Below are 24,594 nucleotides of genomic sequence, written 5' to 3' on the forward strand. Positions count from 1 at the left end.
ACCCCTCCTTTAGAAGCATTTATATCGCAAATTAGTAGCGCAGAATAGCAGCAATGATCGTATTAGCAGGCATTTTTTCTTTTTCCAATGTATAGACTTTCCCACTGTTAATCAGTGTGAACACTGCTGCAATATCAAGCAGGTCTTCTGCGGTTGTTTTCTGCTCGCTCCATAAAAATACACGTCGGTTCTTAACATCAAAATGGCCCCATTGCGGGTTATTCAGTGCTACTAAAAGCTTTGAAACACGCTTGTCATAGGCTGCCAGGACCGCCTGTTCTAAGTCATTTGTAGCTAAACCTTTTCCGGTGGATTCATTAAACTCTTCAATAGTTTCTCTGAGCTGTTGTTTATGATAAGGTTCAATTATATTCCAGCCGTGTTCCCTTAATGTTTCATCAGACTCTTCCTCAGGATTACCTGAAATTCCTCCATCTAACAACCCCTTGTAAGTATTAACCTCTTTATAGATTGGGTGGAGATAATCTACTGCTGCCAGTATTAGAGGATTGTGTTCTTTTTTCAGTACACTCTGCAGGGATTGGTTAATTATTCGAAAATACCGCAGGATTGCGTCTTTGTCATAATCTTTGGTAACCCCATGGCCGTGATAGATGGCTGAACCATCGACGCCAGTAGTATGGTATTGGAGCTGCTTTTCCGGTTCATCGTATTTCAGGGCATCTTTTATTCCTGACGGTAAATTATCCGGTGTGATATCCTGGCTGCTATATTTGTTGCATTGCAGTAATCTAACCTGATTTTGGCTGACCGCCAAGATATAGAATGTTTCATTTTCCGCGAACCAGGTAATCAGAGGCTTTATATGAAAACGGTCAGCTACTACCACCAATTCATGAAAAGTGTATGGCATTCGGAAGTATGTGAAATAATTGGGGGACACAAAGATGGATAGTCCGTTGCTCTGATGTTGCCAGAATAAAGAGTCTGTTAATAGTTTATCTATCGGTGCCAGCATATTCGTTATCTCATTGCTGTTTAAACCGTATTCACTTAGCCTGTCGCTTGCTTCCCTCAACATGTTTTTTAATCTAATCGGATCTTGTTCGGTATCTCCGATTCGATGGGTAGGCAGATACAGCGAAACACACGGTTGATTATTGTTTTCTATTAGTTCATTCAGATGCGGTCTTGCTAACAAATTCATCGCTGCTGCTCTCCTTTTTCTCATTTTGCCTCTCTCGTTCCAAATTATTCGGACTTATTCCTAACTCTGTAGCTATGCTTCCGGTAGAGGCCCCGGTTTCATCAATAACGGTTTCCAAATATTCCTCAAAACTTATAGCGGCTTCCCAATCATTCTCAAAATGTTTTTGGAGTATTTCTACCAGTGCTTTTGAAGGCAGCCAGCAACCTTTGTTTGTCATTTCCTGGCGTCCTACCCAACCCGGAACACCAAGAACAACCTCTTGCCCGTCGGTTAACATATAACGCAAGCTTTGTGTCATCAGGCCGGATTTATAGCGGACCTTGGCACCAACCTTTTTATACTTATAGCCCATGTGCAGTCTATCGTGCATTCTGGGTAAAATATATCGTATATTGACACCTCTATTATGAGCTCTGTTGATTGCGTCAAGGATAACTCTTATTTCCTTCTCATCCCCTTTCAAAGGTCTCGAGCCGGTAACATATCCAGCTATCTCATTTTTGGCATCAATTATTGAACGATTTACAATAGAAAAATATTCTACCCGGTTGAGTGTTTCTGTTGCCTTGCCTACTTTTTGCAGAAGTTCTTTTCTTTTTGATGCTTCTCTCATGCTATACATGAGTAGAATTATAGTCAACAGGAGAAGGATTATTTCTGTTATTAACAGACTAATTTCAATGGTCATATTTAATTATTCCAAGTATTATGGATGATATGAGATTAGCTGGTTGAGGCTAACATTTGCTGTTTCAGCATATCCCATTGGTCGTCCATTACGGCTGATTCCACTATACTGTGCTCAACATTTATGACTGCTTCATGGCTGGTTATGACTGTATTGAGAGCTTCTCCAGTTCTGTCACCGTAACCAGCATTGCGGCTTTCGAATTGATAAGTGAATACCCAACTGTTCATCGCCTCTGTTTCGGTACTAACCAGTTCTAAAGAATCCTGGATTCCGTCGAATTGGAAAGTAGGGCTGTTGATGACAAAATCCTGTGCTATCTTTTCAGCGTCATCAGCTGACTGGCCGCAACCTGTCATAATCATGCCGATTGTAAGGAATAACGCTATACTTACGGATAGTGCAATATTTTTCATCAAGTTTACTCCTCCTTTCAAATATACTGATTCAGGCTACTGTATGAACTGAGTTCAGATATTATGTGTTCTGGACGCTTGATTATTTAGTTTGCAGATTGAATCAACAGAGAATATAGATGAGATTGAGTAGTGGATTGAAAAAACGGTAATTAAGTACCTGGCCAGTAAGCCCAGAGTCGCAGAGTAAAATACAAGGGGTTAATTATTTGAAGCTGAAAGGGTTTCAAAAACAGTAATCACAGCTAACCTCCTGATACTAGGATTGATCAGGCAATAGTTACTCCCTAACTTTACCACGTTTTTTCGCTTAATTGTCAAGGTTTTTTTTGGGGGCTTTACTGAAAATACAATTGGCGGTAGACAAAATATCAAATAATTATTGAACAGGCGAATATTATTAGCCCGTTTTATAACAATTATTAATGAATGATTAGAAGAAGTTACCCTCTTCCTCTTTAAGTAGCTGGTACAAATTGAGCGCGAGATCCGTATTCCCTGATACCAGCGCCTCAATGTCAGCGTTCGGGACATCTGGGGTGGTTCTTTCCTTATCGGATTTCAGTTCTTCACCGTAACTGGGACGGGCATATGCGGGAGTAACCATCAGCGCTGATAGCAACAACGGCACCAGTACTTTTTTCATTTGAACACCCCACCTGATTATAAAGTGGATTGTTCGACGAACCGACATTTATAACGTCAGATATGAGTGACTTTAAGAAAAACATCTTAGCGCCAATTTTCCAGCATCTTGTTGACCGAACGATTCATCTCAATCGCGAAATCTGCGGTGAATTTCCGATAAGAGACATCTTGTCCTGCGTTTTCTATTTCAGGAGCATGAACACCGGCCTTAAATTGGATTTCCATATCCGCAAAGACCTTTTTCAGTTTGTCAGCGTCAAATCGTCGGTATTTGTCACGATGAACTATCGCTTCGGCCGAGAACCGGCTGGTAAGTTTCCGGCGAGATGCGCTTTCGGTAGGGTGACCAAAACATACCATGGTGATGGGTAACGTATATGGTGGTAGGTCAAATAAATCCCGATGATACTCATAGTTCTCTAAAACATCACCGATATAACACGAACCGATTCCTATGGATTCAGCGGCAATAACAGCGGTCTGGGCAGCTATCAAGGCATCGCAACAGGCTAATAAGAGGTCACCGGACTGAGGTTGACGATAAGGGCGGTTTAACTCTTTTGCGCGCGTTTCAGCACCGGAAAGATTGAAATAATCAAACCACCGCTGATAATCAGCCAGGAACAGCAATATATATGGCGCTTTGGCAATGAAAGGCTGATGATCACAACTAATTGCCAATTTGTCCTTTAACCCCTGGTCAGCAATGTCAATGACTGAATAAAGCATCAGTCCTCCGGCCGTCGGAGATCTGAAAGCGGCGTTTAAAATTAGCTCTTTTTCGGAATCGGTAATCGGTTGAGAAGTATATGCCCGTACAGAGCGGCGATTATTGATGATTTTTAATGTCTCATTCATACACTTTCTACTCCAGTTATTCAGTTTATAGAAACTTCACCTTTTACAGGGGTAATCATGTGAACCTTCTCAGCAACCAGGTTGGCTGTGATGCCCTCAACAGATCTGGCATTTTACCAGCTTAATGCAGTTATTGCGGAAGACGAGATAGATCTGCTTGTAAGGCGGTATGGGTGCAGACATATTAGTAAAAAAGGCTCTAGGGTTTGGCAAGACACACCTTCTGTATCTTTGGTGCCCCTGGCGCGACTCGAACGCGCGACACGCGGTTTAGGAAACCGCTGCTCTATCCTCTGAGCTACAGGGGCGGATGTTTGAATTATAGCAACAACCCTTCTGATTGTTAACCGTCGCGGCTATTTGGGAGGCTTCTCTGCATCCAGGCTGCAAGTTGGAGGTGGCTGGCGCAACAGGAATAAAACCCCAATTATGCCGGCAGACAATGAGGTGCCGACAATGGCCAGCTTGGCGGAGTCAATTGACCCGGCGTCAGAAAAAGCCAGTCCGGTAATGAAAATTGACATAGTGAAGCCCACTCCAGCCAGTAGACCGGCTCCGATAATGTGATTCCATTGACAGGAAGCTGGTTTGCCGATCCAGCCCAGCTTACTAATCGCCCAGGTTAGACCGATAATACCCAGCGGTTTGCCGATCAGCAACCCGGCAATAATACCCAGGGTTATGGGTTGAACCATTTCTATGTCGCCGCCAAAGGCAACCCCCGCATTGGCCAAAGCGAATATCGGCATGATAAAAAAGGCGCTCAATGGATGCAGAGCATGTTCTAGTCGTAGAAGGGGGTTTTGTACATGTTCATAGGCGGAACCGATTTTTTCAACCGCGTCCTGCTGTTCTGACGTCAGTAATAAGTTTTTACGTTCACTTTCAGCATCGTCAAAAGTTTCCAGCTCCAATTTACAGGTATCGACGAATTCCTCGCTGGATATTTTCTGCCGTACCGGTATGGTTAAAGCCAACAAGACTCCGGCGATGGTGGCGTGAATACCGGATTGGAAAACAAAGAACCACAGAACTAAGCCGAGTACCAAATAGGGAGTTAGCTTCTTGACGCCTCCAGCATTAAGGGCTATCAAACCACCAATCATTATCGCAGCCCAACCCAATGATGCCCAGTCCAAGTCACTAGTGTAAGCCAGGGCAATAATCAAAATAGCGCCCAGGTCATCGATAACCGCCAATGAGACAAGAAATACCTTAAGGGCTAATGGTACCCGGTTTCCCAGTAACATGAGAAAACCCAAGGCGAAAGCTATGTCCGTTGCCATTGGGATGCCGAACCCGTGAAACTTACCACCCTCGGCAGTGTTGATGGCTATATAGATTAACGCCGGGACAACCATGCCGCCTATGGCACCAATGGCTGGGAAGGCTGCTTTAGCCGGAGATGATAGTTCTCCGACCATAAGTTCCCTTTTTATTTCCAGGCCGATAAGCAGGAAGAACAGAGCCATCAAACCGTCGTTTATCCAATGAGCCAGCGATAATTCCAAATGGAAATTACCGACGGAGATGCCGGCTTCAATATGCAGGAAATCAAAATACTGGTCTGCCAGAGGTGAATTGGCAAGAATCATTGCCAGCACCGCCGCTCCGAATAGCAGTATGCCGCCAGTAGATTCCTGGTGCAAGAAGCGCTCAACAGCACTGATTATATTGAGATTTTTAAAATGTGAACGCACAACCAAGCCTTTATTATTGGAAAAAGCTATTTTAACAGGTAGCAGGCAGAAACTCCAGCAGAGGAAGAGGTATTCCCTCGTTTATCAGGCGGTATCTGCTTTGTTGCTGGTGCCGCAATGAGGGCAACGAATTGTGGCTGACTTGAAATCGGGAGGAAGCCTTAGCGTGGTTCCGCATTTAGAGCATTTCAGGGAACGGTAGCGACTCATGCCGAATAACAGGTTCTGGGTTTCCCTGGTACGGGTAAATTTATCCGGTTCACCCAGGGAACCTTCTGTTGATGGAGCACGGACAGGAATAGCTTCATTGCCGGCGAGGGCTGATCCGGGGATGATCTTCCGGTGGGCGATTTCCTCCGCGGCCTGCTCATAATTTGAATAGGATACTCCGCCCCCCATTTTACGCAGAATTGCCACCCTTTCTGATATTGGTGGATGGGTGCTGGTCAAACCGTTTGCTTTGCGGCCTTTTTCACGAAAAGGGTTAACTGTGTACATTGGTGCTGTTGCCTGGTTGGCTGCCTTGACCTGATTGGTTGAGGTTCCCAGTTTTTCCAATGCCGAAGCCAACCCCTCCGGATAGCGGGTATAGAGAGCAGCCGAAGCGTCAGCGAGGTATTCACGTTTACGTGAAACGGCAAAATAAATCAACTGGGCAAATATGGGAGACAGAATGACAAAAACCAAACCTATAATGGCAATGATGGCCCCGCCTCCACCTCCGGAATCACTTGATCTCCTGGAACCGCCGCCACCGGTAAAAAACAGCATTCGGCTGAAGTAGTAAGACAATATGACAATGGTGCCGAGTAGCACCGCCGTCATCGACATCAATAAAACATCGCGGTTCTTTACATGAGCCATTTCATGGGCTATGACGCCCTGAAGTTCATCACGGTTGAGTTTCTGCAACAAACCTGAAGTTATAGCTACAGCCGCTTTTTCCGGGTTACGGCCGGTGGCAAAAGCATTCAGAGCCGGATCGTCTATGATATAAACATCCGGCATCTTGGGCAAACCGCAGGCGATGGTCATTTCCTCAACTACATTAAACAGACGGGGATGGTCTTTTTTCTCTATTTTTTTAGCGCCGGCAGTGGCCAGCAGAATGCTGTCGCCCTGGAAATAGCCTACCAGCGTCATGATTATCCAGACAGCCGCGGCTACGGCAATACCGGCATAGGCGCTGTTAAAAAAATAGATGCCTATGCCATAACCGACAGCGACGAGTAACGCCCCCATGCCTATTACCAGGATAATGCTTCGAGTGCGGTTGGCGCTTATTTGTTCCCACATTATACTTTGCTTTCTGTATTGCTTGAGCCAGGCTCGCGTTGTTATCTTTTTATATCAGGGATTAGGTGAAGCTAACCTTGGGAGCCTCACGCTCGGTGGCTACTTTGACCTCAAAGTATTCATTCATAGTGAAGCCGAACATACCGGCAATGATATTGGACGGAAACACCTGTGTCTTATTATTGTAATTAAGAACCGAATCGTTGTAGAACTGCCGCGCGAAGGAAATCTTATTTTCAGTCGAGGTCAGTTCTTCCTGCAAGGCCAGGAAATTCTGGTTGGCCTTCAAATCCGGATAGGCTTCAGCGACTGCCAACAGTCGTGACAGTACGGCGGATAGTTCGCCCTCCGCCTGAGCTCGTACCCCCGGCGCCGAGGAAGATACCTGCTGCGCCAGGTTGCGGGCTTTAGTAACATTTTCAAAGACTTCACGCTCATGTTTGGCATAGCCTTTAACGGTTTCTACCAAGTTAGGGATCAGGTCATATCGGCGCTTAAGCTGGACATCAATCTGCGCCCAGGCGTTTTTAACCTGATTGCGAAGGCGTACCAGACCGTTGTAGAGGCCCACCAGTATGAGGGCCAGTACTACTATTATTCCCAGGATTACCAGAAGGACTACCGTGTCCATATTTACCTCCGTTTATTAGACGCTTTAATCAGCTGCGTCAGCTTTGAGTACTTCTTTGAGAAAAGACATCATCTTATTATCCGCGTCTTCAGCGCTGTTTGACAGATGATTCATAACTTGGTGCAGTTCCCCGCCGTCAAACCACAGACCATCGCCCCGGGATGAACAGGCATCTATAATTACCTCGGGTTTGGTGGCGAGACGTTCCTTGCGCATACTCCCGTGGCAAACGGGGCAGCGTCGTTTGGGTTCACTGGTGACAGCTTCCTCACGGCTAAACAGTTCATCCAGGCAGCCTTCGGCGTCCTTGCCGCAGGCTTTTTCCATGATAAGTTCAAGCTCGCCATGGTCAAGCCATACGCCGCGGCATTCCGGGCAATAATCTATGGCAATTTGGTCGTGTTCGACGATAATCAGGGGGCTGCGGTCTTTAGGGCAATTCATGTTCTTATTTAGTTTAGGCTCCGCCGCTGGTGGTGTCAATATTCATTCAATGTATTTAACGCCGGCAGGCTGAAAAAGTTTGGTCAATAAAGCAATCATGGAATGTGACTGATGTCAGTGTATTTCAATTCCCCCCGGCTGAACTACTGGAAGAATTCTTTTATAGTGTCGAACTGCGAAGGCAGCAGGGTCAGAATTAGCGGGAATTTATCCAGCAGGAACACAGCCATAAAAGATTCAGTCAAAGTATCGGCACCGAAGAATTTAGCCCAGGCGGCTAAAGCCCCGCCGATCAGCAGTGTTCCCATCAGTAAACCAAAGACAGCCCCGCCAAGTCGATTAACCCATCCCAGGAAAACTATTGATGCCAGTCTGGTTAACAGATTGCCGATGATTACGAATATCAGCCATACAGCCAGAATTATGGCCACGAAAGCTACGATATTGGCTATATCAGGGTTGGAGATGAAGCTGAAAAGGCTTTCCGAGAGACTTTGGTGAAAACGGCCGGCCAGCATTACGCCGACGATAAGGCCGAGAAAGCCAGCCAGGGATTTAATGAGACCCTGAGTAAGCCCCCTGAAAGCCAGTAAACCAAGAATTACCAGTATGACTATATCCAGCCAGTTCATATAGCTAATATTAAACCACGGTTTGTATTTAAGCGCAATACCTAATCAACGGAAGTTCAGCCGCCCAGTTCCTGGGCGCGTCGGAAGGCGGCGGCAGCCGCTTCTTCTACTATGTCCCGCAACTGCCTTGATTCAAATATTTTTAGTGCTTCGGCGGTAGTGCCACCGGGAGAAGCGACCATGCGACGCAGGTCGCTGAGGTCGTGCTCTGACTGGTGGGCATATTCGGCAGCTCCGGCCGCTGTCTGGATGACCAGTTGGCGGGCGGCTTCGGGTTCCAGCCCCAGTTTTTCGGCGGCTCCGACCAGGGCTTCCATAAACAGGAAAAAATAAGCCGGTCCGCTGCCGCTGATGGCGGTGGACCGGTCAAGGTCAGTTTCGTTGGTGGTGTAAAGCTCATCTCCCATGGCGGTTAAGACGCGTCGGGCAGTTTCCTTCTGGGCAGCGTCCACCTCCTCGGTGGCAGTCCAGACACTCATGCCGCGGCCAATCTGAGAGGGGGTATTGGGCATCACGCGGACTACCGCACGGTGGTTGAGACCGGAAGTCAGGGCAGCCATTTTCTTGCCGGCGATAATTGAAATGACCAGGTGATCCCGGCAAAGCCTGCCGGAAAGATCGGCGGCGACTTCATCCAGGTTCTGTGGCTTGACCGCCAGTACGATTACATCGGAGCGAAGCGCGGCGTCCAGGTTGCTGTCGGCGGCGGTGACGCCCAATTCCACTGCTAGGGCATCGCGGCTTTCCTTGCGCGCGTCGGCGACGGTAATTTCCTCCGGAGCGGCCAGTTCCTGATGGATAATGGCGTTAATCATGGCGCGGCCCATATTGCCGGCACCGATAAATGCGATTTTCATATCTGTTATCCTTTCCGGTTGTTTTTTGCCGGACTTTCGATAAGTATAGCTGTAATTATTTTACCACTAAATTCAGCAGCTTACCGGGAACGTAGATTACTTTTTTAATTTCTTTAGCCTGGGTATATTCCTTGATGCGGTCATTGTTCATGGCCAGTTCCACCGCCTGCTGTTCAGAGATCTCGGCCGGTGCCGGAATTTTGGCACGCAGTTTACCGTTGACCTGTACCACCAGGGTTATTTCCGATTCGGCGGCCAATTCTTCATCCCAGGTCGGGAAGACGTGGTTATGCACCGAATACTCCTGTCCCAGCTGCTGCCATAATTCTTCCGCCAGGTGAGGCGCGGTCGGCGCCAGCATCAGTACCAGGCTGTTTATGGCTTTATTCCAGGAAGAAGAGGATACCTTGCCGGCGTCCCTGGCCGGTGCCAGGTAGTTGGTAAACTCCATCAGGGCAGCCAGCATGGTGTTGAACTGCATCTTATCAATATCAAGGTTGACTTTGCGTATGGTCTGGTGGATACGGCGTACTAGTTCCTGCTCTACTGATTCATCCAAAGCCGCAGGGCTATACGGCTCGGTTATCAGTTTCCAGACACGGTTAAACCAGCGGGAAATACCACCGATTCCGGAATCATTCCAGTCACCGCCCAGTTCCCAGGGCCCGACAAACATCAGATAGGCGCGTACCGTATCCGCTCCCAGTTCGGCGACATATTTATCCGGATTGACCACATTGCCGCGGGATTTACTCATCTTGGCGTGCTGTGAGGTGATGGTTCCCTGGTTGAAAAGCCGGATGAAAGGTTCATCAAAATTAAGCAGCCCCATGTCTCGCAGCGCCTTGACAAAAAAGCGGGAATAAAAAAGGTGCATCACCGCGTGTTCCGAGCCTCCGGTATAGATATCCACCGGCATCCAGTAAGCGGTTTTATCCGGATTGAAAGCATGCCGTGTATCCTTGGGTGAACAGTAGCGCAGGAAATACCAGGAAGAGCACATGAAGGTATCCATGGTGTCGCTTTCCCGTTTTGCCGGACCGCCGCAGCCGGGGCAGGTGGTATTAACGAACTCCGCGGCGTATTTCAGCGGTGATTCGCCGGTGGGTTTGAATTCGGCGTTTTCCGGCAGAAGAACCGGCAGTTCTTTTTCCGGTATGGGAACAATGCCGCAGCTGTCACAGTAAACCATGGGAATAGGGGCGCCCCAATAGCGCTGGCGGGAAATAAGCCAGTCCCTGAGCTTGTAATTGGTAGTTCTCCTGCCGAAGCCCTGAAGCTCCATCCAGTCACAGATGCCTGCAAAAGCGTCGGTGTTGCTTTGACCATTGAACTGGGCTGAGTTGCGCATAATACCGTCACCGGTGTGCGCCTCTTCAATGGGGCCGCCCTGGTAGTCCTCCGGGCTGACAACGACGCGAATAGGCAGTTTATATTTTCGGGCAAAGGCAAAATCACGCTCGTCGTGGGCCGGTACGGCCATAACTGCCCCAGACCCGTAACTGGCGATGACATAGTCGGCTATCCAGATCGGTACTTTCTCGCCGTTTAACAGGTTTTCAACGTAAGCCCCGGTAAAGACGCCGTCCTTTTCTTTTTCGGTGGACAATCGGTCAATTTCCGTCAAGCGACGTGTCTTAGCTACATAAGCCGCCACAGCTTCCTGCTGTTCCGGGGTGGTTATTTTTTCTACCAGCGGGTGCTCCGGAGCCAGTACCATGAAGGTAACCCCGTAAACTGTGTCGGGGCGGGTAGTAAATACCTTTAGACGTTTCTGTTCAAGCCCGGTAATATCCAGGCCGAATTCAATTTCGGTACCGACTGATTTGCCGACCCAGTTGCGCTGCATGGCCTTGATACGGTCCGGCCAGTCCAGGCCTTCATGCTCCATCAGCTCATCGGCGTATTTGGTGATGCGGAAGAACCATTGCTCCAGGTCACGTTTGACCACTGGCCCCTCACAGCGCTCACATTCACCATTGTCCAGTACCTGTTCATTGGCCAGTACCGTGTGACAGGAATCGCACCAGTTGACCGGAGCCTTAGCCCGGTAGGCTAGCCCGGCTTCATATAATTTGAGAAAGAACCACTGTGTCCAACGATAGTAATCAGGCAGGCAGGTGATTACTTCACGGTCCCAGTCATAGATAGACCCCATGGTCTTGAGCTGCTGCCGCATATTCTCCACGTTTTCCATGGTCCAGGTATGCGGGTGAATACCACGTTTAATGGCGGCGTTTTCCGCCGGCAGGCCGAAGGCGTCAAAACCCATCGGGTGAAGCACATTGTAACCCTGCATGCGTTTGTATCGGGCGTAAGCGTCCGACGGAGCCATGGCATACCAGTGGCCGATGTGCAGGTCACCCGAAGTATAAGGGAACATGGTCAAGGCGTACCATTTGGGTTTGGAGGAGTCTTCACTTACCCGGTAGAGTCCGTCCTCGGCCCATTTGGTCCGCCATTTCTGCTCTATCTCCCTGGGGTCATACTTGTCGGTCATCAGTAATGCTCCGTGTACTCAATTACCTGTAATCTTAACGTCTGCAAGCGGCGCGTTCAAGTTGCAGGAGGCAAGCCGGCAGTAGTCAGTATTCGGTAGTCAGTTCCTAAGTTTTCGGCCGGTAAAGAGGGAATTGTTTTTGTTTATGCAGGCCCGGTGTCAACTCGGAGAAACGAACCCCATTTTCCAGCTTTGAGATTTTTTGGTTCAATCGTGAGTCGTTTTGCCAATTCAAACATATTCAAATAATTCAAAGATTTTGATCCATAGTTAATAGTTAGTAGTTTTCAGTCATCAGTTTTTAGTTGTCAGTAGTTAGTTCCCCAAGTTAATAGTTTTCAGTTATCAGTTATACAAGGAAGTGGATTCCCGGATTTCGCCGAGAATGACAGTTTGAGAGTTATGAGGTTTCAGTTATCAGTTTTGAAGATCAGGGCTTAGAAGGTGACTGGGGCAACCTGTGGAAAAAAACCAACAACTCTATTTTTCGACAATATAACGGAGTTTAAGTTTCCGCGGGAGTTGATGTACATTCAAATAATCTTATAATAAAGTGTATTTAAGATAGAACGCATGATAGCATAACAAACCCTGTCGAGCAACGGGCAAAGGTTACACATTTGGTGAAACAATCAAATATTTCAAGGCATATATTGAAATGTGGCTTGTAAAGATTATTGGGGGGGTAAGACTACTTTACTCCCGACAGGATCATTTTGTAATCATTCTGCATTTCGTTCTCCACATCTGCGGGGAGATAAAATGCCATTTGCCATACTTTTCTGTCAATAACGCAACCCAAATTGTTGATTGTGCGCTGCACAATGATTATCGTGCTCGCATTTTCAAAGTCGGGCTGAACATAAATACCGATATCATCACTAATTGTGGAACAATTCTGGTAATTTTCGCTTATTAATCAACTACTGTGCAGAAATAAATGTAGAAGAAGTTGCTGATATCATAAAGTGTATCGTTGCTCCATATTGGGCTGTTTTCACGGATGCTGTATGGTCGTTCTCCGTAACACAGCCACGTCAGGGGGTACTCGTTCCCTTGTTTGGGTCCGGATTGATAGTCAATTGTATCCTCCCGATATTGGTTATTTAATACTTTTTCAAGCTTAGATAATAGCGGATATGTAGTTTTCATTGTTGGTGCTTTCAGGTTCGCCGGTAATGCCCGCGTTCGATGAATTCAAGATAACCACGGTCCCGCAATATTTGTAGCTGCTGGCGGATTTTATCTTTAATATGCCGGTTATCCGGGTGTTTCTGCGCCAGGATTGGTTCAAACTCATAGACCTGGCTTAAGGTAAAATCTTTGCTGCTGATTTTGTCGAGGCAAGACATTACGTCCAGCAGCCAACCCTTTGATTTCATGTCGGCTGATTCGCGCAGAAATAAGGTTTTCCGCCAGCGGGCGATTACTGACTCTATTGGCTCTACAAGTTTGTTTTTGACTATATAGATTCGGCCGCTTTCCGGGATATGGTCAACGAGTATATTGCATCCAATCCAGCCAGCCCGTCTTGCGGCAACGGACAGTGACCTTCTTTTTTCGATGATATCCGGAGTGAAAAAATGCTTGGGGACTACCAGGAAATTACTGACAGTCATATTGGAGATATCGTAATTGAGCAAAAACAGATTTGGGTTTGTATTAGAGGTAAGGCGCGTAAGCATGGTGGCAAAAGCTCCATCAACCACCCGGCCTAAAATGGGTGATTTCTTGCTTTTGAGCTCATATTCTTCATGACACTCGGAACAGTAAAAATCAGCTACCTGTCGGTTGCTTCCAAAGCGTTCAAGCCGGGTCTGTCCGCAATTAGGACAGAAAGATTGACTTTGAACCCAACCTTCGCTAAGCACCCGCGCTTTTTGCGAGCCGCTGGAATAATTTTCAGCCAGGGCTGAATCCAAGTTTAATTTCATGGTGGAGCCATTATAGGTACCTTTGAATGTGAGAGGCAAGGATTAAATACGAATTTGGACTCAATCAGTTCCAGCGGTACTATTAACTTAGATACTTTTTTCAGGAGGTTTGTGATGCCTTTAAGACCTGCCGAAGGTGCCCCGGAGTCCTTTACCCCGGTTTTTGAAGAATTAAAGAAAATACTGTTGCCTTATGCCACAGGACTTGAAGTAATTGATGAACCGAAGCTGTACCAGCTTACCGGTCCGGCAACACCTGCCAGCCAGGGCAGAGAGGTATGGTTCGGTGGCGTGGTGGTGGCCAAAAGGTATGTCAGTTTCCACCTGATGCCGGTTTATGCTTTCCCGGATTTGCTCAAGGACGCTTCACCAGGACTTAAAAAAAGAATGCAGGGTAAGAGCTGCTTCAATTTCACTAAAATCGACAACGTCTTATTTAATGAACTTAAAGACCTGGTGCGGTGGGGATACCAGCGGTTTCAGACATCAGGATTGATACTGGCATAGATGCCAGATTGGAGATGAACCGCAGCGGCCGCAAAATGTCTGGCATTCGAACAATAAATTACCGGTAAAATAATCATCTTTATCAAAACAGGCAATTTATTGCGCTCTCCAGCCTCAGTCGCCGGATATATTGACCGACGCGGCGGCCTGCGATAAACTCGAAGTACTAGGCCTTTGTAATTAGTACTTCATTAGGCTGAAAAACCTGTTTTCGGAGATTTATTATGTCGGTCAACAGCAAGCGCCTGGCGTTCCGGCGGCGACAGCTAGACAAGGCGGAAGACTTTGAGGAATCCCGCTCGCGCACTTTCATGCGCCGGTTCAGCACCATGTGCAACGGCTGCGGGGTATGCGCCGAAGCCTGTCCCGAAAAAGCTATAGACATTAAGCGGGAAAGCAGCCCGGCAAAGCTGGCTGATTACCCCTGCTCTTCTGCCTGCCCTGCCGGGATTGACGCGGCCCGTTACATTCGTTTTGTGGCCGCCGGTAGATATGATGAAGCGACGGCGGTAATCCGTGAGAAGATGCCTTTCCCGGCTGTGTGCGGTTATGTGTGCCTCAGTCCCTGCGAGGATGTTTGCCGGCGTAGGTTTATTGACCAGCCGCTGCTTATCCGCGAGCTTAAAAGAGCGGCGGCTGAATATGCCGGTGAAGAGTGGAAAAAACGTTTAACACCGGTTCAACCGACCGGCAGGAGGGCAGCGGTTATCGGTTCCGGTCCGGCTGGATTGACAGCCGCCTATTTCCTGGCGCGCAAGGGGCATGATGTAACTGTATTCGATGCTCTGGAAGAACCCGGCGGCAAAATGCGCCATAGTATTCGAGACTGGCATCTGCCAAAAGAGGTATTGCAAAAGGAAATAGATGATATTTGCGGCATCGGAGTTAAAATAAAAACTGGATATCGCGTGGAATCGGCGGATTCTCTTTTCGACCAGGGTTTTGAAACGGTGCTTTCCGCGGCTGGACTCCATCGGATGCCACAGATGCCTCCGGTTGAGGCTGAGGCTGATATAAATGGCCGAGAGTTCCTGGATAGCGCTCATTCCATGGGTTTGGTGAAAGACAGAAGCCGGGTGGCTATCATGGGCGGCGGCAAAGTAGCCTTTGACTGCGCTCTGAAAGCTCAGCAGGAGGGGGCATCGGAAATCCACCTGATATCCATTGAGTATCGCTGTGACGGCGAATCTGAAGTGCGTCAGTCGGAGAAGGCTTTCCGGGGCGGCGCTGTAGTGCATTCATGGAGGGTTTTCCCCCGGGTTGTTCGCGATACGAGTAATCATATTACCGGCGTGGAATACTACAAGATGCGGGCATTTGGTTTTGACCGGTCAGGCCGACTAATGACGGAGCAGCTGCCCGGTTCAGAACGTTTTATCGAAGCTGACCTGGTAATAGATGCCCTGGGTATAAAGTATAACGCTGACTGCGTTTATCAGCGCCCCGGTTTTTTCGCCGCCGGCGATGCTGTCAGTGAACTCCGCTCAGTCATCGAGGCGGTGGCCGCCGGACGCTGGGCGGCGGCACAGATGGATCAGTACCTGGGTGGTGACGGTGTTATTGATGAACAGCTGGCAGCCGGAGAAGAGAATGTGCTGCCGGTGGTTTGTCCCTCCCGGGCAAAACGGCCTGAGGTGGAAACCAATATGATGCCCGGCGGCTATGCCCAGGTCGAGCTGACGCTGCCGGAAGCTACCGCCAGGGAGGAAGCCGGCCGATGTTTGAGCTGTGACTTGGTGTACCGGACCAGCTTTTTTAACATTGATATGTCCCGCTGCACCCGCTGCGGTGAATGCGTTGCCGCCTGTAGTCGGGAAGCGCTTTCCCTGGAAACCAAAGCCTCCAATGATTGACATAACATTGCTTTTCCGTTAGAGTAATCTGACCAAGCAGAGCGGGCAGCCGCTCCGGCCATAGGCCGGGGAGGAAAGTCCGAGCTCCGTCGGACAGGGTGCCGGGTAACACCCGGGAGGGGTGACCCTACGGAAAGTGCAACAGAAACACACCGCCAGCGGCCCTTTCGCAAGAAAGGGCGCGGGTAAGGGTGAAATGGCGAGGTAAGAGCTCACCGGCGGGCGGGAGACCGTCCGGCCGTGCAAACCCCACCCGGAGCAAGGCCAAATAGAGGGACTTAAGGCGTGTCCGCGCTGTCCCCGGGTTGGCCGCAAGAGCCGTCTGGCAACAGGCGGCCCAGATAGATGGCTGCCGTCCTGAATAAGGACACAGAACTCGGCTTACAGCTCTGCTTGGTTTCCCTTTCTTTTGTTTTAGAACCGTTATTAAGACGTTTCGCCTGACCCTGTTTTCATAACAATCCGCAATGATGCCGCCGGCAGTTTTATAATTGTCCAGTCTAGTCATAGTATGAAGAATATAAAAGATTGAGACATTAAGAGATGGCATAAGGTAAAGAGGTGTAGACATAAGGCGGATAAATTACTGAGAATTCCGCTGAATAGTTTTGCACTGTCAAGAACAAAAACAAGTATAATGCCTGATAATATGACTCACCCGCATTTACACGAATTCATTTTACAATGCGCCCGCAGCGCCGGGCATAACTGGCTTGATATATACGACGAGATGTGCCGTGTGGCGGCGCGACGGCGGTATCGTGGCCTTGGTTACGCCGAGCTGCAGGAGATGGGTTTACCGCTGGGCCTGGATGGGCTGGATACAACAGCGGCGCTGGTAGAGGAAGTACTGGCCGGTGATCGGTCTAATTGAATCTTTTCAAAGCTTAAGCCGGCAAATAAAAAAAGGGGCGCCTCGGCGCCCCTTTTTGCGGGTAAATTCAGATTAAGCTTCGTTGGATTGAATCTTTGATTTCAGCGTCTGCCACTGTTCTGTAGTCAGGGTGCAGAGATTGCCTTCCTCACCGATTTCAACCTTATCCTCGTAGACCTTGACTACCGGGCAGCAACTGCCCTTGGAACACAGGGTAACCAGTTTCATATTCGCCTCCTAAATTTATTATATTATAATTATACTACCCAAGGTCGGGAAGCCAAAAAGTTATTCATTCCGCAGGTAATCCACCGCCCAGTCAACAAGTTCAACACCGGTAAGTTCCAGCGGGTAATCCGGGGTTATTCCTTCGCCCTCTATCAGCTGACCGTTGGGAGTGTACCAGCGGGCGATGGTCAGATAGATGCCGGTTCCTCCGTTCAGCTCATACAACTGGTTCACCGAACCCTTGCCGAAAGTCTGTACTCCGGCAACCACGGCACGCCCGTGGTCCTGAAGGGCTCCGGCCAGCACTTCCGAACCTGAGGCGGAGTACTGGTTAACCAGTACTACTATCGGCAGGTCGGTAGTGGCCGGCTGGTCAACCGCCCGGTGAGTGGTTACCTGGCCGTCCCGGTCTTTAATGGTAAAAATAATGCCTTCGGAAATAAAGTAGCTGGCGCTGTTGACCACGGTGGGCACCAGGCCGCCGGGATTGTAGCGCAGGTCAATTATCAGGCCGCGGGCATCACTGGAATTGATTTCCTGGATTACCGGCAGTAGTTCCTCGTCGGTATGTTCGTTGAAGCTGGAGATGGAGAGGTAGGCGATGTCATCCATCATTTCAAGGTGGATTGAAGGCGGCGTGATGACTGCCCTGGTAATGGTCATTGCCAGCTCGGCGCCGTCACGCTCCACGCTGAGGGTAACCGTAGTTCCAGCTTCACCACGGACCAGCAGGCCCAGTTCAGTCATGCTCAGTCCGGCGGTTGACTTGCCGTCGACCTCAGTGATAATGTCGCCGGCTGTCAGCCCCGCGCTTTCGGCCGGGGTATCGGGATAAACAGTCAGAACCAGCAAAGTATTATCCCGGATGGCCATTTCGGCGCCGATACCGGTATAGGTGCCGTCAAAATCTTGCAGCATGGAGTGATAGGACTCAGTGTCGAGGTAGGCTGAATAGGGGTCTCCAAGATAGTCCATCATGCCGTTGATGGCGGCCTCGGCCAGCGCGTCCCGGTCGATGGCGTCCGGATCAACGTATTCTTCAGTAATGGTCTGCCAGGCATTTATGAACCGCTCCAAAGAGTCGTCTTCAGTCGGCGCCAGGATGGCGGTTACATAACCTACGCCGAAACTGAATACCAGGGCGATAACCGCAAAAATACTGCCGGCAGCGATCTTCCAACTTCTTGATGACATTGAATAGTCTCCTTAATTGCTTACCCTTACAGGATAATACAAAAACTCCTGTTACGCACGTTTCATTCGTAAAAATATTTCACTGCCCGACGCGGCGGCACTTAACGGGGCTTTAAAGAAGGGGGCAGTTTATTTGACCGATGACTGATGATGTGGCTATAATTCAACTTTGAATATGACTGATACCGCCGCGCTGGAAAATCTCAAGAAAAAAGCCCTGGGGGAGCTGCAATCCGTCAGTTCGCCCGCGGACCTGGAAACCTGGCGGGTAGCTTACCTGGGCAAGAAAAGCGAGCTGACCGCGGTATTGCGCGGCCTGGGCGCGCTCCCGGCTGAAGAAAGAAAACCGGTCGGCGCTCTGGCCAATACCGTCCGCGAGGAATTGGAAGCCGCCCTGGAAGCCAGGGAAAGTGAGTTGTCCCGGTCAAATGCCGATGCGACGGTTGATATAGATATTACCCTGCCGGGCAGACCCTGGCTGGCAGGCAGGCTGCATCCGGTAACGCGGATTATCAATGAAATCACCGATATTTTCTCATCCATCGGCTTTTCCGTGGTTGAAGGCCCGGAAGTCGAACTGGACAGCTATAACTTTGACGCGCTGAATATCCCCAAGGAACATCCGGCGCGTGATACCATGCAAACCTTCTGGGTCGATGACGGTTCCGCTCCGGAAGAGCGCCACAAGCTGCTGCGGACGCATACCTCACCGATGCAGGTGCGCTTCATGGAGAAATATAAGGAGCCGCCTTTCCGCATCATTGTTCCCGGGCGGGTATACCGCTACGAGGCGACCGATGCCAGCCATCTTCCGATGTTCCACCAGGTGGAGGGTCTGATGGTGGACAAGAATGTCAGCATGGCCGACCTGAAGGGGGCGCTTTATGAATTCGCCCGCCGCTTCTTCGGTCCCAACCGCAAGGTGCGGTTTCGCTGCGACTTCTTCCCTTTTGTAGAACCCGGAGTGGAAATGGCGATTGAGTGCGCATCCTGCCGCGGTGAAGGCTGCCGGGTCTGCGGCGGTTCCGGCTGGCTGGAGATACTCGGCGCCGGCATGGTCCATCCCAACGTACTAAAAGGGGTAGGCATTAACCCTGAGGTTTATACCGGATTCGCTTTCGGCATCGGTGTTGAACGGCTGCCGATGCTGCGCTACGGCGTGGATGACATTCGTCTTTTCTATTCCAATGATTTACGTTTCCTGAGGCAATTTTAATGAAAGCCCCGATTTCCTGGTTAAAACAATATGTTGATATTACCATTCCGGTAAAGGAACTGGCTGAAAAGCTGACCCTGGCCGGCAATGAAGTTTCCGCGGTTAGTTCAACCGTTCCCGACTGGGAAGGCATTGTAGCCGCCGAGGTGATTTCGGTGGACAGCCACCCAAACGCTGACCGGCTGCGGCTGGTAACGGTGAACAACGGAACGGATGAGCAGACGGTGGTCTGCGGCGCCCCCAACGTCCGCACCGGCCAGAAGGTAGCCTTTGCCGGTGTCGGCGTCCGGCTGGTTGACGGCCATACCGGCAAGGAAACCGAGCTGCAGCCGGCGATTATCCGGGGAGTAGAATCCCGGGGCATGGTGCTTTCTGAAAAAGAACTCGGCCTGTCTGACGACCACGAAGGTATCCTGGAACTGGACAGCGAAGTATCGGCCGGTACGCCCCTGTCCTCGGTGCTGGGTGAGCAGGTGCTGGATATTGACGTTACTCCCAACCGGGTTGACTGCCTGTCGATTACCGGCATTGCCCGCGAGGCGGCCGCGGTGACCGGGCAGCAGGGAATCAAGCTGCCTGATACTGCCTATGAAGAAACGGAAACCGAGGTCGGTGAGGTTCTTTCGGTAAGCGTAAAGTCATCCGACCTGTGCCCTCGTTACACCGCAACGGTGATCAAGGGTGTTAAGGTAGGCGAATCCCCGGAATGGCTTAAAGAGCGGCTACTTTCAGTAGGACAGCGGCCGATCAATAATATAGTTGATATCACCAACTTTGTCATGCTGGAATATGGCCAGCCGCTGCATGCCTTTGACCTGAACCGCATCGCCGGAGGCAAGATAATTGTTCGCAGGGCTGAAGAAGGTGAAAAGCTGGTCACCCTGGATGACGAGGAGCGGACGCTGACCGCCGAAACCCTATTGATTGCCGACGAGGAAAAGGCTATCGCTATCGCCGGAGTAATGGGCGGGGCCAACAGCGAAGTTTCCGACCAGACGACTGATATTGTACTGGAGTCAGCCAATTTTGACTCAGCCTCCATTCACCATACCGCACACCGACTGAAGCTGCCTTCCGAGGCCTCGGCGCGATTTGAGCGCAAGCTGAATCCGGAAATGCCGCCGCACGCTTTGAAGCGGGCTACACAGCTGGTACTGGAAATATGCGGCGGACAAGCTCAGAAGGGTATTATCGACGCTTATCCTGGCAAGAAGTATAACCTCGGCATCCTGGTTTCCATCGAAAACATCGGCCGGGTGCTGGGAAGCAAGCTGGATTTCAAACCGGTGACCACAGCCCTCAAGGCACTGGGATTGACCTGGTATATTGAAGATAATGACGAAGAGGACTTCGGCATGCGCTCCAGTTCCCAGTTCATTCGGGTGTACCGGCCGTGGTGGCGAACTGATCTCAACATTGCCGAAGATGTCATTGAAGAAGTTGCCCGTATAATCGGATACGATAATATTCCCACCAGACAGCTTTCCGGGCCGATTCCGAAACGAGTCGGACCGCCGATACTCGGTTTCAAGAAATTATTCCGCATGGCCCTGGTCGGCTACGGATTCCAGGAGTTGTTGTCACTGACGCTTTCCAGTGAAAACGAATTGCGCAAGACTGCCCTGGACGGGGAACTGGATGTTACCCCGGTCAGGCTGCTGAACCCGATGTCCAGTGAGCAGGAATGCCTGCGGACCACCCTGCGGCCTTCGTTGTTTGCCTCGGTGGCCGCCAATCGGCGCTACGAATTCGGAGGCTTGAGATTATTTGAGGTCGGCCGTATCTACAAGGACATCGGCCGTGAACTGCCGGAAGAAGTGGAAATGGTCTGCGGCGTCATTGCCGGCGAAGCCGAACCCGTCGGCTGGCAGCAGGGTAAGCGCGGCTTTGACTTTTATGACGTCAAGGGCCTGGTGGAGACTATTCTTAACCGGATGCAGGTGGATTACAAACTGCACGCTTCCAGCGATAAAGGACTGCGGTCCGGCTGCCAGGCCAGTTTTTCCATTGACGGCATCACCTCCGGGGTAATCGGAGAGGTTCATCCGCGGATAGCCCGGAATTTTGGTGTCGAGGAAACCCTGTACTTATTTGAAATAGATCTGAAGGTACTGATGCAGAAGGTCCGTCCCGGCAGGGCTTACCAGCCGCTGCCGCGTTATCCGGCGGTAGTCAGGGATATTGCCCTGGTACTGGACAAGGCTGTCAGTCATCAGCAGGTCCTGGATACCCTGGCCGCATTCCCGCTGCTGAAGGAAGTCAGCCTGTTTGACGTTTATGCCGGCAAGCAGCTGGAAGAGGGCAAGAAGTCACTGGCCTACCGGCTGACCTTCCAGTCCGCCGAGGCAACGCTGACCGACGCTGAAGTGGACCGGGTGATGGCTGAGATTGTTTCTACCCTGGGCTCCGAACTTGGCGCCCGCCTCAGGAGCTGAAGCGGCAAACCCGGCAGCGCCGATTTCCGGTAGTCATTAATCCTAAAAAAGAACAATAAAAAGGCGGCGTCCTGTCAGGACGCCGCCTTGCTTTTGCCCTCGGCTTGCTTCCCGGATTTATCTCCAGGGAGCGCGGGCCGGGGGTCGATTAACTTTGTTGGGTTCGGAGTAGGCGTGGCGCTGGTGCGAGAACAGCGGTTTGCGCAGGAAAGCCGGTACATCCAGCTCGTCCTCGCTCTTGATGCCGCGCAGCTGATTGGTCAGCTCATCCTCGTCCTCGATTTCCTCAGTGTTGGTGTGGAAACCGGTAGCGATGAGGGTGATGCGTACATTGCTGCCCATGTTGGCGTTGGAGCCGACGCCGAAGATGATGTTGGCATCCGGGTCAACTGCCTTGCGGATGACCTCGGCGGCTTCATTTACTTCGTACAGGCTCAGGTCCGGTCCGCCGACGATGTTGAACAGCACGCCGCGGGAGCCGGTAACCAGCACGTCCAGCAGCGGTGAGTCCAGGGCTTCGCGGGCGGCGTCAATGGCCCGGTTCTTGCCGGTGCCGCGGCCGATGGACATCCAGGCCGGGCCGGCGTCCTTCATGACCGCCTTGACATCGGCGAAGTCCAAATTGATGGTTCCGGGAACGGTGATGACCTCGGAGATGGCCTGTACGCCGTGATGAAGTACGTCATCGGCCATCTTGAAGGCGGCGTCAACGTTGGTTTTCTGGTCGCACAGTTCCAGCAGCCGGTCATTGGGGATGATAATCAGGGTATCAACCTTGTCCAGCAGTTTCTGGATGCCGTCCTTGGCGGTTTTAGTGCGGTGGGCGCCCTCAAAGCCAAAGGGCTTGGTGACCACGGCAATGGTCAGCGCGCCGCTTTTCTTGGCCTCTTCAGCCACTATGGGGGCGGAGCCGGTGCCGGTGCCGCCGCCCATGCCGGCGGTAACAAATACCATGTCCGAGCCGCTGACCATCTCACGGATTTCATCACGGCTCTCCTCGGCGGCTTTCTGTCCCATGGTGTGGTCGCCGCCGGCGCCCAGTCCACGGGTAACTTTTTCACCCAGCTGGACCCGCACCGGCGCTTCAGTGATGGCCAGTGCCTGGGCATCTGTGTTGAGGGCGATGAATTCAACGCCCTGGATCTCCTCCCGCACCATGCGGGTTACGGCGTTACAACCGCCGCCGCCACAGCCGAAAACCTTGATCTTGGCCGGGTTGGGAACGAAACTTGTCTTAGCCATATTCTTTTCTCCTCACTTATGTTTAAATTTAGTTTTGACGCATTAACCGAAGAACTTGGATAACATGCCCTTTACCCGGTTAAAGAAGCCCAGTTTGCCCCAGCGGGATTTGGGCTGGTTCTTGGCGCCCCACAGCAGCAGGCCGACGCCGGTGGCATAGGCCGGGTCGCGGAGCGCGTCGGTGATGCCGTAAACATTGGACGGCATGCCGACCCTGATGGGCAGCTGGGTTATATCGCGGCCCAGGGTTTCCAGTCCGGCGATATTGGATGAGCCGCCGGTAAAGACGATGCCGGCCGGTACAACACTTTCATAATCAGAGCGGGGCAATTCCAGCAGCACCAGTCGCATTATTTCCTCGATGCGGGCGCGCAGGATGTCGCACAGGTCCTGGTAGCTTATTCCGTGGCCGTCCTCGGATATGGGGCTCTGTTCCATGCGGCTTTCATAGACCGGCATAACGGAGCCGTAGCGCTTTTTCATTTCTTCGGCCATATCGAATGGCAGCCCCAGACCGATAGCCACGTCACGGGTGAGCTGATAGCCGGCTACCGGCAGGATGGCGGTGTGCCAGATGGAGCCGTCCTTGAAGATACAGATGTCAGTTGTGCCGCCGCCGATGTCGGCCAGGACCACGCCGACCTGCTTTTCATCTTCGGTCAGCACAGCTTCCGAGGAAGCCAGTGGTTCCAGCACCAGGTCATCGATTTCCACTCCCAGGGAGCGGATGCACTTGATGAGGTTCTGGACAGATGCCGCCGCGGCGGTGATGACGTGGGTTTCCACGTCCAGCCGGAAGCCGTGCATGCCCACCGGATTACGCACGCCTACCTGGCCGTCAACGGCGTAATTGCGCGGAATGACGTGCAGCAGTTTGCGGTCATTGGGTACCTTGATTGACTGGGCGCTGGAGAGCACTCTCTTGAGGTCATCCGAACGTACCAGCCGGTCATTGCGGGTGATGGCCACCACGCCTTTGTTGTTGACCGAACTGACATGGCGTCCGGTAACACCGACGTAGGCGCTTTCCACTTTGTGATTGGCGGCCTGTTCCGCTTTGTTGATGGATGCCTTGATTGACCTGGCGGCGTCTTCAATGTTGACCACCAGTCCTTTGTGCAGACCGTGTGACGGGGCGATGCCGACACCAATTACTTGAGTGGCGCCGGTATCGGTGATTTCGGCGATGGAAGTACATATCTTGGTAGTACCGACATCTATCGCCGTAACTATCCTGTTTTTCATTCTCCTCCTCCTTCTGAATTTATCT

The 24,594-nt window shown here is 50.8% G+C and carries 22 protein-coding genes, 1 tRNA gene and 1 other RNA gene; 6 read left to right on the plus strand and 18 right to left on the minus strand.

Annotated features, from left to right (window positions below; all coding sequences use genetic code 11):
- Positions 1-31: 31 nt before the first annotated feature.
- The 14 genes from ACZ48S_RS01925 to ACZ48S_RS01990 all read right to left on the minus strand — a co-directional run bounded on the left by ACZ48S_RS01925 (position 32) and on the right by ACZ48S_RS01990 (position 13,775).
- On the minus strand, positions 32-1,168 hold the full coding sequence (locus tag ACZ48S_RS01925) for a baeRF7 domain-containing protein (RefSeq protein ID WP_464213527.1): 1,137 nt from the start codon (positions 1,166-1,168) through the stop codon (positions 32-34).
- Positions 1,137-1,859: a hypothetical protein gene (locus tag ACZ48S_RS01930; RefSeq protein ID WP_464213529.1), complete on the minus strand. Its 723-nt coding sequence runs from the start codon at positions 1,857-1,859 to the stop codon at positions 1,137-1,139. Before ACZ48S_RS01930 ends, ACZ48S_RS01925 begins: the two co-directional genes overlap by 32 nt.
- A 35-nt stretch (positions 1,860-1,894) precedes the next feature.
- Positions 1,895-2,275, minus strand: a complete 381-nt coding sequence (locus ACZ48S_RS01935; protein ID WP_464213531.1) for a hypothetical protein — start codon at positions 2,273-2,275, stop codon at positions 1,895-1,897.
- A 433-nt stretch (positions 2,276-2,708) separates the two neighbouring features.
- The gene (locus ACZ48S_RS01940) at positions 2,709-2,921 is read right to left on the minus strand and encodes a hypothetical protein (RefSeq protein ID WP_464213533.1); all 213 of its coding nucleotides are present in this window, start codon (positions 2,919-2,921) and stop codon (positions 2,709-2,711) included.
- Between the two features lie 86 nt (positions 2,922-3,007).
- Positions 3,008-3,781 carry a nitroreductase family protein gene (locus tag ACZ48S_RS01945; RefSeq protein WP_464213535.1) on the minus strand — a complete coding sequence of 258 codons (774 nt, stop codon included), beginning with the start codon at positions 3,779-3,781 and terminating at the stop codon, positions 3,008-3,010.
- Between the two features lie 232 nt (positions 3,782-4,013).
- Positions 4,014-4,089: transfer RNA gene (locus tag ACZ48S_RS01950), tRNA-Arg, on the minus strand.
- A 48-nt stretch (positions 4,090-4,137) separates the two neighbouring features.
- Positions 4,138-5,481: a Na+/H+ antiporter NhaA gene (gene nhaA, locus ACZ48S_RS01955; RefSeq protein WP_464213537.1), complete on the minus strand. Its 1,344-nt coding sequence runs from the start codon at positions 5,479-5,481 to the stop codon at positions 4,138-4,140.
- A gap of 84 nt (positions 5,482-5,565) precedes the next feature.
- Entirely contained in the window at positions 5,566-6,777 is a 1,212-nt protein-coding gene (locus ACZ48S_RS01960) for a M48 family metalloprotease (protein ID WP_464213539.1), read from the minus strand.
- Positions 6,778-6,838: 61 nt separating this feature from the next.
- Positions 6,839-7,408, minus strand: a complete 570-nt coding sequence (locus tag ACZ48S_RS01965) for a LemA family protein (RefSeq protein WP_464213541.1) — start codon at positions 7,406-7,408, stop codon at positions 6,839-6,841.
- Between the two features lie 24 nt (positions 7,409-7,432).
- Positions 7,433-7,852: a zf-TFIIB domain-containing protein gene (locus tag ACZ48S_RS01970; RefSeq protein WP_464213543.1), complete on the minus strand. Its 420-nt coding sequence runs from the start codon at positions 7,850-7,852 to the stop codon at positions 7,433-7,435.
- Positions 7,853-7,995: 143 nt separating this feature from the next.
- A complete protein-coding gene (locus ACZ48S_RS01975) occupies positions 7,996-8,484 on the minus strand; it encodes a CvpA family protein (protein ID WP_464213545.1) in 489 nt (162 codons plus the stop codon).
- 56 nt (positions 8,485-8,540) lie between these two features.
- The gene (gene proC / locus ACZ48S_RS01980) at positions 8,541-9,341 is read right to left on the minus strand and encodes a pyrroline-5-carboxylate reductase (RefSeq protein WP_464213547.1); all 801 of its coding nucleotides are present in this window, start codon (positions 9,339-9,341) and stop codon (positions 8,541-8,543) included.
- Between the two features lie 55 nt (positions 9,342-9,396).
- Entirely contained in the window at positions 9,397-11,841 is a 2,445-nt protein-coding gene (gene leuS, locus ACZ48S_RS01985) for a leucine--tRNA ligase (RefSeq protein ID WP_464213549.1), read from the minus strand.
- A gap of 1,163 nt (positions 11,842-13,004) precedes the next feature.
- Positions 13,005-13,775 carry a DpnI domain-containing protein gene (locus ACZ48S_RS01990; RefSeq protein ID WP_464213551.1) on the minus strand — a complete coding sequence of 257 codons (771 nt, stop codon included), beginning with the start codon at positions 13,773-13,775 and terminating at the stop codon, positions 13,005-13,007.
- Positions 13,776-13,889: 114 nt separating this feature from the next.
- Here ACZ48S_RS01990 and ACZ48S_RS01995 point away from each other — a divergent pair, with 114 nt between their 5' ends.
- From ACZ48S_RS01995 to ACZ48S_RS02010, 4 genes are all read left to right on the plus strand, one after another.
- Positions 13,890-14,282 (plus strand): hypothetical protein, encoded by a 393-nt coding sequence (locus tag ACZ48S_RS01995; RefSeq protein ID WP_464213553.1) that lies wholly within the window; start codon positions 13,890-13,892, stop codon positions 14,280-14,282.
- Between the two features lie 224 nt (positions 14,283-14,506).
- Positions 14,507-16,135, plus strand: a complete 1,629-nt coding sequence (locus tag ACZ48S_RS02000; protein WP_464213555.1) for an FAD-dependent oxidoreductase — start codon at positions 14,507-14,509, stop codon at positions 16,133-16,135.
- A 33-nt stretch (positions 16,136-16,168) separates the two neighbouring features.
- Positions 16,169-16,535: RNase P RNA component class A (rnpB, locus tag ACZ48S_RS02005), an RNA gene on the plus strand.
- 237 nt (positions 16,536-16,772) lie between these two features.
- Positions 16,773-17,009: a hypothetical protein gene (locus ACZ48S_RS02010; protein ID WP_464213557.1), complete on the plus strand. Its 237-nt coding sequence runs from the start codon at positions 16,773-16,775 to the stop codon at positions 17,007-17,009.
- A gap of 72 nt (positions 17,010-17,081) precedes the next feature.
- Here the strand turns inward: ACZ48S_RS02010 and ACZ48S_RS02015 are convergent, their stop codons facing one another.
- On the minus strand, positions 17,082-17,237 hold the full coding sequence (locus ACZ48S_RS02015) for a hypothetical protein (protein ID WP_464213559.1): 156 nt from the start codon (positions 17,235-17,237) through the stop codon (positions 17,082-17,084).
- 60 nt (positions 17,238-17,297) lie between these two features.
- Entirely contained in the window at positions 17,298-18,431 is a 1,134-nt protein-coding gene (locus tag ACZ48S_RS02020) for a S41 family peptidase (protein WP_464213561.1), read from the minus strand.
- A gap of 175 nt (positions 18,432-18,606) precedes the next feature.
- On the opposite strand from ACZ48S_RS02020, the gene pheS reads away from it, so the two are divergent.
- Positions 18,607-19,647, plus strand: a complete 1,041-nt coding sequence (gene pheS / locus ACZ48S_RS02025; RefSeq protein WP_464214518.1) for a phenylalanine--tRNA ligase subunit alpha — start codon at positions 18,607-18,609, stop codon at positions 19,645-19,647.
- The gene (gene pheT, locus ACZ48S_RS02030) at positions 19,647-22,082 is read left to right on the plus strand and encodes a phenylalanine--tRNA ligase subunit beta (RefSeq protein WP_464213563.1); all 2,436 of its coding nucleotides are present in this window, start codon (positions 19,647-19,649) and stop codon (positions 22,080-22,082) included. Before pheS ends, pheT begins: the two co-directional genes overlap by 1 nt.
- Before the next feature lie 117 nt (positions 22,083-22,199).
- Here the strand turns inward: pheT and ftsZ are convergent, their stop codons facing one another.
- The gene (gene ftsZ, locus ACZ48S_RS02035; RefSeq protein WP_464213565.1) at positions 22,200-23,324 is read right to left on the minus strand and encodes a cell division protein FtsZ; all 1,125 of its coding nucleotides are present in this window, start codon (positions 23,322-23,324) and stop codon (positions 22,200-22,202) included.
- A gap of 42 nt (positions 23,325-23,366) precedes the next feature.
- A complete protein-coding gene (gene ftsA, locus ACZ48S_RS02040; RefSeq protein ID WP_464213567.1) occupies positions 23,367-24,569 on the minus strand; it encodes a cell division protein FtsA in 1,203 nt (400 codons plus the stop codon).
- Between the last annotated feature and the right edge of the window lie 25 nt (positions 24,570-24,594).

The sequence above is a fragment of the Dehalogenimonas sp. NIT-SK1 genome (assembly GCF_055384165.1).